Source organism: Silvibacterium sp. (genome assembly GCF_047605705.1).
GTDB lineage: Bacteria > Acidobacteriota > Terriglobia > Terriglobales > Acidobacteriaceae > Silvibacterium.
In genome coordinates this window covers 1-12,102 of the sequence record NZ_JASGFD010000003.1, presented here as the reverse complement: position 1 = coordinate 12,102, position 12,102 = coordinate 1, and the positions used below count along the sequence as shown (strand labels likewise).

The window sequence follows — 12,102 nt, the reverse complement described above, 5'->3', positions numbered from 1 at the left end:
TCACCATAACCGGGCCGACGTGAAATCGGCAACCGGTTGTTACGGTTGTTCAGTGCTTAACATGTCAGCCAATGTTTCGCGGCGGCGAATGAGGCGTGCGCGCTTGCCTTCCACCAGCACTTCGGCTGCGCGGCCGCGGGTATTGTAGTTGGAGGCCAGCGACATGCCGTAGGCGCCGGCGTCGAGGATGGCGACAAGATCCCCCGGCTTCACGGGCGCCAGCACGCGATCGCGTGCGAAGAAGTCGCCGCTTTCGCAGACCGGACCGACAACATCGGCCGTGATGGTACGGCGCGAGGCGGCCGGCTCAACGGGGAGAATCTCGTGATGCGCCTGGTAGAGCGTGGGGCGAATGAGATCGTTCATGCCTGCGTCGGTAATCACGAAGGTCTTCTCGCCATTCTTCTTGACGTACAGAACACGCGCGATGAGCGCACCCGCCTGAGCGACGAGGAAACGGCCGGGCTCGAGTAGCAGCGTGAGGTCGGAAAGTTCGCTGACCGCTTTCCGCACGGCGGCGGCGTACTGCTGCACTTTCTCTTCGGGATGGAACGGCTGCGAGGCATGATATTCGATGCCGAGACCGCCGCCAGCGTCGAGGTACTGGATGGGCAGGCCTTCCTTGCGGAGATCGCGAACGAGCTTTGCAACGCGATCCGCGGCGGCGCCAAAGGGATCGGCCGAGCGGATCTGCGAGCCGATGTGGACGCTGATGCCTGCGGGGTCGAGCCACTTGTCCTGCGCGGCGCGGCGATAGACAGCGCGGGCGCGGCGGATATCGATGCCGAACTTATGCTCGCGCAGACCGGTGGAGATGTAAGGATGCGTCTCGGCGAAGACGTCAGGGTTCACTCGCAGGGCGATGCGGGCGCGTTTGCGGAGCTTCGCGGCGCGTTCGGCGAGTAGTTCGAGCTCGCCTTCGCTCTCGACATTGAAGAGCAGGATGCCGGAGCGCAATGCAAGGTCGAGCTCGGGGGCAGTTTTTCCTACGCCGGAGAAGACGACACGATTCGCCGCTTCCGGAGCCACGGCGAGGACGCGCTCGAGCTCACCACCGGAGACGATGTCAAAGCCTGCGCCCTCAGCGGCCAGCAGCTTAAGGATGGCAAGCGAGGAGTTCGCTTTCACGGCGTAGCAGATGAGATGGCGCTGCCCTTCGAAGGCCTGCTGGAAGAGGCCGAAGCGGTAGCGTATGGCGTCGGCCGAGTAAACATAGAGCGGCGTGCCGTGCTTCTTGGCGAGCGATGCGAGGGAAACGGGCCCGCAGGAAAGCGGAGCCTTGCTGCCGGGATACTCAAAGGGTCGAACGGGTACCAATGTGCCTCGATGTGCTGCAGGATTCTCTATCGAGAATATCAACTGCTGCTTCGCGCAGGCGATTCGCCTTCGTCTGCTTCGCGCAGGGCGATTCGCCTCCGGCTTCTGCTCCCTTTGGTCGCAAGCTGGCACAGGGTGAGTGCCCCACGTCTCAGAGTCGAGACGTGGGACGCCCGGATTCGTTGCTTATGGGCTAGACGGGAACGTAGATGGCGTAGCCACGGGGCGGAGCGGGGAACTCGGCATTGCCTTCCGCGTCCGTGGTGCGCTCTTCCGGCTTGGCTACCTGGTCATGTCCGTCCCAGGCAAGAGGCTTGAACTTCTGGTTGGGCCACTTGGTTTTCACCGAGGTGCCGCTCCATTGGTTGCCGAGGTTGTTGAGAACGTAGACGAGGCCCGGTTGATCGGTGGTGTCGTCCTTGAAGCCCTCACGCTGCATGATGTAGAGATCCGGATCGCAGTGCAGGATCGAGGACTCGCCGCCGGCGTAGCGATGGTGCGCATCAATCAGTGCGTCGATGCCGTTGGGGGTGTTCGGCCGCGCCAGCTCGAAATTGAAATAGTCGAGCCAGAAGACGGAGGGATAGCCTTCGTGGGTAAGGATGACGGAGTAGGCCAGCAGCTTGTCGTTCACGATGCCGTTGCCTTCGTTCACCGTATCGTGGTTGTCGATGAAGGTGACGGCGTGCATCGGGCGCTTGGTGACAATCGCGCCTTCCTGCGTGAGGTTGCGCAGATCGTAATTCGGCGTATCGCAGATATCCTTCAGGCGATAGCGCAGCGGGAAATCGAAGGCCGCGACCTGAGTATCCGTAAAGCCGTTGACCTTGGTGAGCCAGTTGTCGATGCTTTCACCGTCCTCCCAGTATTCGCCGACGACGAAGGGCGTGATGCGCTCGCCGTTGCGCTCGTAGCGATACTTGGCGATGGTGCCGACCATCCACGGGCCGTAGCCCTTCACGAAGTCGAAGCGGAAGCCGTCGAAGCCAAGCTCTTCGATGAGCATCTGCGCGTACTCCATGATGTTGGTGTAAACGTGGGGATTGCGATGGCAGAGGTGGGGAAAGCCCGCGAACACTTCGCCTTCGAGCGTCTCTTCGTAGCGGGAGGGATGGAAGGAGTTCCAGTCGCGCGGGAAGCGGCCGCTCTTGGGCGTGAATTTCGTCCAGCGCTTCTCTCCGTCGAGCGGGTTGACTTCTTCCTCGTCTGCGCCGGAGTTGTGATTGATGACTACGTCCGCGTAGAGCTGAATATTATGCTCGTGGGCCTTCTTGATCAGTGCTTCCAGCTCGGCGCGATTGCCGAAGAACGTCTTGGTGCCGCCCTTCTGGTCGTAATCGCCGAGATCGAAGAAGTCGTAAGGGTCATAGCCCATGGACGTGTTGCTTGCGGCTTTCGAGATAGGAGGCAGCCAGATGGAGTTGAATCCGGATTTGGCGAGTCCTTCAATCTTTTCGGCGACAAAATTCCACCATTCGCCGACCTTATCTTCCTTGGCAGGACAATCCCAGTAAAACGCCTGCAGCATGACGCTCATTCGACTTCTCCTCGAAAACCTGTTTGTGCGCAGAAACAGATGTGTCAGCGGCGCGAGGGGAGGGCGCGCGGCTGCAGGCTGAGCAGAGTCCGCCTGAATCGTTTCCGGCTGATAGATAGATGCAGGTTTTCGAGAAGACGCGGAGTGCTATCGAAACGGAGGCGGGGGCGCCATAGGAAAGGGTGGACGCGGACGGCGGAAGATCGCGCGAATGATGTAGATGAGGAAGGCCAGGACGAGGAAGGGAATCAGGATCAGGATGACAGGGATCTGAACGGTATCGCCGCTTACCTGGTTGAACTGCTGTTGAAAGACTGCGCCGAGAACGGCAACACAATCCTCTTCGACATGGGCATTGGGGCCAAGCTTGATGCTGCCGAGGATCACGACGGCGCTTCCGTGCATGGGAGCATTGCTGTCGATGCTGCCGAGGAGCGCGACCGTGTCTCCGTGCACCGGGCCTTCCACATGGATGGAGCACAGGAAGCAGACCAGATCGTGCGCCTGTTCATCGTTACTTACCTGGATGTCGTGCAGAAAGGAGACCCGGTCGCCTTCTGCGTGGGCGGAGTGTGCGGCCACGCAGAAGAGCAGGGCGGTGAAGGCGGCGTACAACAGGCGTCGCATAGGATCGGCTCCGGGACTGAAACTTTGGCGCAAGAGCGCCTTCACCGGCTACGTAAACAAGTTATGAAAAGTTCCGCTTAAAGACGATCAGGCGGTTTCCTGTGGGGTGGCCGCGAGCACCGGAACCTGTTCGACGATCTCGACGTTGAACCCCTGAAGCGCAGGTACATGCGTGGGCGTGTTCGAGAGCAGGCGAATCCGCGTAATGCCGAGATCGGCCAGGATTTGGCCGCCGAGACCTACCTGGCGGAGGATCCGCTGTTGGCGATCGGCCTCGTTGGGGCGAGCTTCGCGGTGAAAGAGTATGCGATTCGGCTGCACCGTGCGGTCAATGTCAAAGCCGCGAGTTGTATTGTGCAGGTAGATGAGGGCGCCGTGTCCGGCTTCCGCAATCTGCTTGAGCGATTGTTGGACAAGATGGCGGCAGTCGCAGGTGGATGCGCCGAATACATCGCCGGCGAGGCAATGCGAATGGACTCGCACGAGGTCCGGCTGATCACCCTTGCCGACATCGCCTCTTACGAGTGCGAGATGGCTCTCGCCGCCGTTGACTTCGCTTTCGTAGGCAATGACGCGGAACTCGCCGTGAGGCGTGGCGAGCGTGCTTTCGGCCACGCGGAAGATATAACGCTCGTTCTGCAGCCGGTAGCGGATGAGTTCGGCGACGGTGAGCATCTTCATGTCGTGCTCTTCGCAGAACTTGATGAGGTCAGGCACGCGAGCCATGCTGCCGTCGTCATTCATGATTTCGCAGATGATGCCGGCAGGGACGAGGCCGGCCATGCGGGAGAGATCGACGGAAGCTTCGGTTTGCCCTGCGCGGACAAGCACGCCGCCGCGGCGGGCACGAAGTGGAAAGACGTGTCCGGGACGGGCGAGGTCGTGCGCGGTGGATCTGGGATCGATGGCGACCTTGATGGTGTGGGCGCGATCCGCGGCGGAGATGCCGGTGGTGACGCCTTCGCGGGCTTCGATGGTCTCAGTGAACGCGGTGCCGAAGCGCGAGGAGTTCTGCTGGGTCATCGGATCGAGGCGCAGATAGTCGGCGCGCTCTTCGGTCAGCGTGAGGCAGATGAGGCCGCGGCCGTACTTCGCCATGAAGTTGATGGCTTCCGGAGTTACAAACTCAGCGGGAAGAGTAAGATCGCCTTCGTTTTCGCGATCCTCATCGTCGACGACAACGATCATGCGGCCGGCGCGGAATTCTGCCAGGGCTCCGGGTACATCGGTGAACGGGCTTGCGGTGCTCATGCCTCTATTGTCTGCCACTTGCGGGCCGATGGCGAGTCCAGGAAGCATGCACTCGCGATCGAAAACAGTGATCGCTGCAATAAGAACCGCCGGCAGATGGAGAATCGCGCTGCCGGCGGTCTGGTGTTGGATAGGAACTAGCTGTTTTCGGTGGCTGCGGGCGGAACGACCGGCGGCGGTGCGGTGTCGTTGGCCTGGAAGGCGATCTTGTTGTGCGCGCCGTCGCAGAAGGGCTTGTTGGCGGAGGCGCCGCAGCGACAAAGCGAGAACGCCGGCTTGCCGGTCAGATCCCACTGGCCTCCCTGAGCATCGACCAGCTTGACGGCGCCTTCAATGCGGAAAGGGCCGTTGGGGCGGACGGTGATCTTGACTTCATTCTGGGGCTGGTTTTCGGACACGGTGACTCCTTGAGAAAAATCGAGGCCGGATGGAACCCGGCCCGAAGGTGAGTCTAACAGGGAAGAGTGTCTATAACGTGCGGAGAAAGGCCTTGGCCTGATCCAGCTCAGGAAAGAGATTCTCGTCGGCCTGAAACTCGCGCGAGTGTACGCAGCGGCGGCCGTTGCGGGTCTTCACCGGATGCTTGAGGTGCAGCATCTCGTGATACATGAGGTATTCGATCGCGTACCGTGGCGTATTTCGGCGATCGAATACCTTGCTGATCATGATGGTGTTGTGTGCGGCGTCGTAGTGGCCGAGCAGGCGGCGCGCGCGATGTTCGCTCCAGGTGAGCATGGGGCGTCCGAGCAATCCATGAAAGAAGCGCACGTTGATGGACTCGAAGACTTCTTCGAGATCGTAATGATCGCCCTTGGCTGTCGAGATGCGCTTGCGTCCGCGTGACTGGCGGATGCGCTCCGTGTGGCGCACGACGGCATCGCTCGCGGTGTAACGGCGGTAGCGCGTCGCGTGCGAGGGCTCAATCTGCTTACGATAGAGCTTGGCGATGAGGATGTGCGCGATGGCGCGGAGCACCGACTCGGGCGCGCCTTCGAGGATGTCGGAAAGGCGAACCTTGAGCACGCCTTCCCGCAGACGAATTGTGGTGTTGAGGCTGGTGAAGCGGTAGAAGCGGACTTCGATGGCGGGCATCGGTGCGCGTGGGCGCAGCACACGATACTCCTCTTCAAACCAGCGGACGAGCTCAGGATTCACTGGTTCAAGGATACCAAGAAGCGCGCTGCAAAATCGTGAATGCGCGAGTCTCTAGCTGGTGCTCTAGCCTGGGCCGGTACCGTTCTTATTCGCTTCGTCCTTGTGCTCGGCAAAGTATTTCTGCTGGCTCTTCTGGAGCTCGCGCGCTTGATCGATGGTGCTCTGGGCCGCATCGAGTGCGGTCTCCTGGGCGAAATCGTAAACCGGATTCGGCTCCGGCGCCTGAAGGGTTTCGCGCCATTTCGAGGTGGCAGGTACGAGATCCTTCAGCGCCTTGCGGATATCGGCGTGTGCCGTATCGAAGGTCTCGAGGTTGTCCTGCAATTCTTCGGCGAGGCGCGTGAACTCTTCAAGCTTGGCGCGAAGTTCCGCCTTGCGATCGTCGTTCTTCGGGTGTGCCCCGATCTCCTTGATTTCCTTGATCCGCTGCTCGATGAACTTCTGGTATAGCTTGATGCGCTGGACGGGCTGATCCCGGAGCTCGCGGACCTGATCGACTTCCTGATCGCTCATCGGGTCTTTGTCTTGTTGAGCGCGGAGCGGCGCGGGCAAAAAAAGGCCTGCACACAGCAGCAGAGAGCAAAGCAACGCCAGCCGGGTACGAGAGCGGCTGGATGGTCGACGGACTGGCACCGGGGTCTCTTTCACTGCAACAGAATAGATGCTTTCCGGCAACTTTTTGATATCCCGTGCGATCGCTCTAGTGCCGGAAGACCTGGATCATGATTTCGGACTCCACCTGATCGAGCTGCCTGAGCGTGGTTTCGAGCGAGGGCCGGTCGTCGAGCGAGGCGTCGAGCATGATCGACTTAAGGCGGAAGGCGGTCTGTCGCATGAGAATTTCGGCGTTCTTCAGCTTGCGCGTGTCGTCCGCCACGTTCATGTGGATCTTGTCCGCGTAGCGCTGCATGGTGCGTATCGACTCGGCGGCATCATGCTCATTCCCGGCATTGAGCTGCTGACCGGCAATCTGTGCCATAGAGTGCACAAGCTCGGCGTAGAGGAAGCACTGTTCTTTGGGAGCAGCCTGCGCGGCGCGAGTTTCAAGTGCGGTGATCTGCTGGCTGTCGAGGAATTTTTCGGTGGCCGCCTGGGCGGTGGGTGAGATCACAGCCGCGGGGGAGACGGCGACGGTGAGGATTGCTAGTCTTACGAACCGCATGATGCACCTCCTGGGTGCTACGGAACGTCGAGGACCACGTGGGATTTCTACTTGGAGAGAAGCGCCAGCCTCTGCTTTGCCTGCCACTCCTCGTCCGGCAGTTTGCCCTGAGACGCGCTCAGGAACAGACGATAATACTCCACTGCCTGCTTCGTGTGGTGAAGATGATCATGCGCGGTGGCCCACAGGAAGTAAGTAGCGGGGGTTTCGGGCGCCAATTTTGACCGGGCTGCAAGGGCGTCCAGTTCCAGGGTGGGATTGCCGGTTTTGGATGCGGCAAAGGCTACCCCACTCCATGCATCGGCGTCCTGAGGCGCGAGCTTTACTGCCTGCTGAAATAGCGGCAGGGCTTCGGCGTACTTTTGCTCCCCGATGAGCAGCTGGCCGCGAGCGGAGAGCAGGTCGGGATCGTTGGGAGAGGCGGAGAGCAGTGCCGCATAGAGGGCGTCGGCCTTATCGAGAGCGCCAGCGCTGACGTACGCATCCGCGAGCATCTGCGAAACCTGGCGATCCTGTGGCTTGAGGGTATGCAGCTTCTCGAGCGTTGCGGTAGCCTCGTCTCCCTTTCCCTGCGCGGCGAGGAGGGCCGCATACTGGGCGTTCAGGGCCGGATCGTCGGGGTCGCGGAGCAGAGCGGAGTGGACCAGCGGGGTGGCCTCGTCGAATTTCTTCTCGGAGATGAGCAGATGGGCCAGGCCAGCGATGGCTGTGCCATCCTCGGGCTGTGCCTTGAGAACCTGGCGATAGGCCTGCTCAGCGACCGTGGGATCGTCTTCGGCCTCGGCAATGGAGGCGGTGAGGAGCGTATCCTCGGGCGTTTCCTGGGTCAGCTTGAGGGCAGCGAGCAGGGCATCGCGGGCATCGTCAGGATCGGACTTTGCCAGCAGGCGGGCCAGGGTGCGATATGCCTGTGCTTTGGCTGCAGGATTCGGCGGGTTGGGCTCAAGCGCGACGGCGGCCTGCAGGGCCTTGACGGCCTCGTCCGTAGAATTCTGATCGGCGAGGGCCAGTCCAAGCGCCATCTGTGCTTCAAACTGCTTCGGATCAGCGGCAACGGCCTTGCGATACCAGGCGAGGGCCTGGTCACCCTTGTCTTCAGCATCATCACAGTAGCCGCGATCGAAGAGGGCACGAGCATCGTCCGGATGCGTGGCGAGGTACTGGTCAAGCTGGGTGCGGGCCTGGTCGAAGTGCTTCTGCTCAATCTCGCTTTCGATGTTCGCCAGCGGACCGTCCGTAGATTGCGGCGCGGCAGACTGCTGGGCTGCCGAAGTCTGATCCGGATCGGATGTGCCGGGAGGCAGCTGGCTGGCCTGCGCGTGGACGAAGGGCGCACTGAGAGCCAGGGGAGAAAGCACGAGCAACGACAAAAGCTTGATACGAACAGGCTGCAAGAAGTTCACCTACATCGGACGGCTAAGAAACAGATTCGTTAACAGGCTCGCGGCGAGCGGCGAGGACTTTTGCAAGCCAGTAGCCGGTGTGCGAAAACTCGTTGGCAGCGATCTCCTCGGGCGTACCTGCGGCAACGAGTTGTCCACCGGCAGAGCCGCCTTCGGGGCCGAGATCGAGCACCCAGTCGGCGGATTTGATCACATCGAGATTGTGCTCGATGACGACCAGTGAGCCGCCGCCGTCGATGAGCTTGCGGAAGGCAGTCAGAAGCTTGCTGACGTCGTCGAAGTGCAGGCCAGTGGTGGGCTCATCGAGGATGTAGAGCACGCGGCTCTGCTTCTTCGGATCGCTGCGTACGGTGGCCAGGTGCGCGGCCAGTTTGACGCGCTGCGCCTCGCCGCCGGAGAGCGTGGTGGCGGACTGGCCGAGGCGCACATAGCCGAGGCCGGTCTCTTCAAGAACAGCGAGCTTATCGACGATTTTGGGTGTGCCGGTGAAGAAACGCAGGGCTTCTTTGACCGTCATGCCGAGGACTTCGTGGATGTTCTTGCTCTTGTACTTGATTTCGAGGGTGCTTGCCTTGTAGCGCGTGCCACCGCACTCTTCGCAGGGCAGCTCCACGTCCGCGAGGAACTGCATCTCGACGGTGACAGTGCCGTCGCCTTCGCAGACATCACAGCGTCCGCCGGGCACGTTGAAGGAGAAGTGTCCCGCACCATAGCCGCGTCGCTGAGCCTCTGGCTGCGAAGCAAAGAGCTCGCGAATAGCGTCAAAGGCCTTGATGTAGGTGACAGGGTTCGAGCGTGGCGTGCGGCCGATGGGGTTCTGATCGACAAGGACGATGTCGTTCAGGCGATCGGCGTTCTTGATCTCCTTGTAGAGATTCGACGGGTCGCCGCCCTCGGTCTTGCCGAGTTGATGCGCGATCACGCGGTAGAGGACTTCATGCACCAGCGTGGATTTACCCGAGCCGGAGACGCCGGTGATGGCGACCAGCATGCCCATGGGAATATCGATGTTCAGGCCCTTGAGGTTGTTCGCACGGGCTCCGCGCAGATTGATCCAGTCCTTCGGGCCGCCGGGCTCGCGGCGTTGGGTGGGCACAGGAATGGTGAAGTGGTTCGCAAGATAACGTCCGGTGATGGAGTCGGGATTGCGCTCGACCTCCGCGACGGTACCGCTGGCCAGCAGCTTGCCGCCGAATTCGCCCGCGCCGGGGCCGAGATCGAGCAGGTGATCGGCGGCGCGGATGACATCGGGATCGTGCTCGACAACGAGGATGGTATTGCCGAGATCGCGCAGGCTCTCGAGAATGCGGATGAGCTTGGCAGTGTCGCGCGTGTGCAGGCCGATGGAAGGCTCATCGAGCACGTAGAGCGCACCGACGAGACGCGAACCAAGCGAGGTCGCGAGTTGAATGCGCTGCGACTCGCCGCCGGAAAGTGTCGAAGCCAGGCGGTCGAGCGTGAGGTAGTCGAGACCGACTTCGTCGAGGAAGTGCAGGCGCTGTTGTACCTCGATAAGAATGCTTCCGGCGATCTCCTGCTGCATGGGCGAGAGCTCGATGGCCTGGAAGAAATCGTTCGCATTGCGAATGGTGAGCGCGGCGGCGTCGCAGATGTTCTTGCCTGCGATGCGCACAGCGCGGGCTTCTGCGCGAAGGCGCTGGCCCTTGCACTCCGGGCATGTCGCATAGCCGCGATACTTCGAGAGCATCACGCGGACATGCAGCTTGTACTTCTTGGTCTCGAGAAAGTTGAAGAACCCATGCACGCCGAGGAAGCTGCCGTGCCCATCGAGAACGAAAGTCTGCTGGTCGAGCGTGAGATCCCACCATGGCACATCCATGGGGATGCCGTGCTGCTTGGCGGCGCGCTTGAGTTCGGTGAAGTAGGTACGGTACTTCGGACGATTCCATGGATCGATCGCGCCGTCGTCGAGGGTCTTCGACTTGTCCGGGATGATGAGATCGAGGTCGAAGTCGATGGTGTTGCCGAAGCCCTGGCAGCGCGGGCAGGCGCCGAAAGGGTTATTGAACGAGAAGAGGCGCGGCTCCGGCTCACGATAGAGACGGTGGCAGTTCTTGCACTCAAAGGCGGCGGAGAAGCGCAGGCGTTCGCGCTCGGGCTCCTGATGGCCGTCGGCCTCAGGCGCGCGGGGAACGATCTCGAAGAGCACTTCACCGGTTTCGCGGTAGCCGATTTCCGCAGCGTCGACGATGCGGGCGCGGTTTTCGGGCGAGACCACGATGCGGTCAACGAGGATAAAGACGGGCAGCGCGAAATTGATCTCAAGCAGCGATTCGGGCGTCGAGAACTCGTAGATGTTGCCGTTCTGATAGAGGCGGTTGAAGCCGCGCTTACGCAGATCTCCCAGGCGCTCCTTCAGTTCCTCCGTTAGGGGCGACTCTTCCGCAGCCTTCTTCGTGGTCTTGCGGGCGGTCTTCTTTGCGCGCGTCGGTTTCGGCGTGATCTCGGCCGCGGTTTCCGCCGCAGGCTCAGGGCGCGGCGTGGGCTTGATGGGGAAGAGAGCGTGCAGGCGTGTGCCTTCATCAAGAGCGAGAACAGCGGCGGCGATTTCGTCCACCGAATCGCGTCGGACAATGCCATTGCAGACGATGCAATGAACGGTGCCGCAGCGCGCCCAGAGCAGACGCATGTAGTCGTAGATCTCGGTGGCTGTCGCGACGGTGGAGCGCGGGTTGCGCGTGGAGTTCTTCTGCTTGATGGCGATAGCAGGCGCGAGGCCATCGATGAGGTCTACGTCGGGCTTTTCGATACGCTCGAGGAACTGGCGGGCGTAGGCCGAAAGCGATTCGACATAGCGGCGCTGGCCTTCGGCGTAGACCGTATCGAAAGCGAGCGACGATTTGCCCGAGCCGGAAACACCGCTGACGACAGTCAGCTTGCCGTGCGGGATATCGACGTCGATATTTTTCAGGTTGTGAGTCCGCGCGCCGCGGATGACGATCTGATCGGTCAAACGTAAGCCCCGTATTCCATGCGCCGGGCATTCCTCGTGCAGGAATGCCGCAGACAGCACAAAGATATCCATTCTGATTATACGAGGTGCTGCGCGGGGACCGGCCACTGCGGGCCTTCTGGCTTCTGCCCGCGCTCCCGCTGGTTGATCCGTTTGTGAGGACGATCGGGAGTTGTGCCCTCTCGCCCTAGCAGAGCTTGGACGGGGCACCAATATCCTCTTCGCTTGCCTTTAGCTCGTTCCGGCCGGAACGACAGGCGTTTTGTGCTGCTATCTGAGCCTACGGCTTCTTCACAATCTTGATTTCGTAGAGTTTAGGCCAGAGTTTGCCGGTCACGAAGAGGCGATCGTGCCTGGCGTCGTAGGCGATGCCGTTGAGTACGGCATTATCGTCGGTGACGCCGGCATCGGTCACCAGGCCGCTGAGGTCGATCCAGCCGAGGACCTTACCGGTGGCTGGAGAGATGCGGGCGATGCGCTTTTCGAACCAGATGTTGGCGTAGATCTGGCCGTGGATGTACTCAAGCTCGTTGATCTCCTTCACAGGAACGCCGTGATCGGCGACATGAACGCGGCGGCGCACGGCGAAAGTCTGGGGATCGAGGAAGCGCAGCGTGTCGGTCCCGTCGCTGAGGATGATGCTCGGGCTCGTCGCGACCGACCGCGTCGTCGCCAT

Annotated in this window: 11 protein-coding genes; all 11 read right to left on the bottom strand. The window is 61.2% G+C overall.

Translation table 11 applies throughout. From position 1 onward, the window contains the following. Positions 1–39: 39 nt before the first annotated feature. Complete coding sequence (gene lysA, locus QM649_RS01480; RefSeq protein WP_415197228.1) at positions 40–1,317, bottom strand: diaminopimelate decarboxylase; 1,278 nt, start codon at positions 1,315–1,317, stop codon at positions 40–42. 193 nt (positions 1,318–1,510) lie between these two features. Continuing rightward, the gene (locus QM649_RS01475; protein WP_415197227.1) at positions 1,511–2,854 is read right to left on the bottom strand and encodes an alpha-amylase domain-containing protein; all 1,344 of its coding nucleotides are present in this window, start codon (positions 2,852–2,854) and stop codon (positions 1,511–1,513) included. Between the two features lie 147 nt (positions 2,855–3,001). After that, on the bottom strand, positions 3,002–3,481 hold the full coding sequence (locus QM649_RS01470) for a hypothetical protein (protein ID WP_415197226.1): 480 nt from the start codon (positions 3,479–3,481) through the stop codon (positions 3,002–3,004). Positions 3,482–3,568: 87 nt separating this feature from the next. Next, a complete protein-coding gene (gene ribB, locus QM649_RS01465; protein ID WP_415197225.1) occupies positions 3,569–4,732 on the bottom strand; it encodes a 3,4-dihydroxy-2-butanone-4-phosphate synthase in 1,164 nt (387 codons plus the stop codon). 137 nt (positions 4,733–4,869) lie between these two features. Next, positions 4,870–5,130: a CDGSH iron-sulfur domain-containing protein gene (locus QM649_RS01460; RefSeq protein WP_415197224.1), complete on the bottom strand. Its 261-nt coding sequence runs from the start codon at positions 5,128–5,130 to the stop codon at positions 4,870–4,872. A gap of 70 nt (positions 5,131–5,200) precedes the next feature. Continuing rightward, a complete protein-coding gene (locus QM649_RS01455; protein WP_415197223.1) occupies positions 5,201–5,887 on the bottom strand; it encodes a M48 family peptidase in 687 nt (228 codons plus the stop codon). A gap of 63 nt (positions 5,888–5,950) precedes the next feature. Continuing rightward, complete coding sequence (locus QM649_RS01450; RefSeq protein ID WP_415197222.1) at positions 5,951–6,562, bottom strand: hypothetical protein; 612 nt, start codon at positions 6,560–6,562, stop codon at positions 5,951–5,953. A gap of 25 nt (positions 6,563–6,587) precedes the next feature. Continuing rightward, positions 6,588–7,049 (bottom strand): hypothetical protein, encoded by a 462-nt coding sequence (locus tag QM649_RS01445; protein ID WP_415197221.1) that lies wholly within the window; start codon positions 7,047–7,049, stop codon positions 6,588–6,590. A 47-nt stretch (positions 7,050–7,096) separates the two neighbouring features. After that, the gene (locus QM649_RS01440; RefSeq protein WP_415197220.1) at positions 7,097–8,443 is read right to left on the bottom strand and encodes a tetratricopeptide repeat protein; all 1,347 of its coding nucleotides are present in this window, start codon (positions 8,441–8,443) and stop codon (positions 7,097–7,099) included. A gap of 22 nt (positions 8,444–8,465) precedes the next feature. Further along, positions 8,466–11,426, bottom strand: coding sequence for an excinuclease ABC subunit UvrA (gene uvrA / locus QM649_RS01435; protein WP_415197219.1), 2,961 nt, complete (start codon positions 11,424–11,426; stop codon positions 8,466–8,468). Positions 11,427–11,706: 280 nt separating this feature from the next. Next, positions 11,707–12,102: glutaminyl-peptide cyclotransferase (locus tag QM649_RS01430; RefSeq protein WP_415197218.1), on the bottom strand; the 396-nt coding region annotated here is incomplete at its 5' end.

Coding starts and splice junctions, on each gene's coding strand:
- ribB (WP_415197225.1), bottom strand. CDS start 4,732: ATGAGCACCGCAAGCCCGTTCACCGATGTACCCGGAGCCCTGGCAGAA.
- QM649_RS01475 (WP_415197227.1), bottom strand. CDS start 2,854: ATGAGCGTCATGCTGCAGGCGTTTTACTGGGATTGTCCTGCCAAGGAA.
- QM649_RS01470 (WP_415197226.1), bottom strand. CDS start 3,481: ATGCGACGCCTGTTGTACGCCGCCTTCACCGCCCTGCTCTTCTGCGTG.
- QM649_RS01445 (WP_415197221.1), bottom strand. CDS start 7,049: ATGCGGTTCGTAAGACTAGCAATCCTCACCGTCGCCGTCTCCCCCGCG.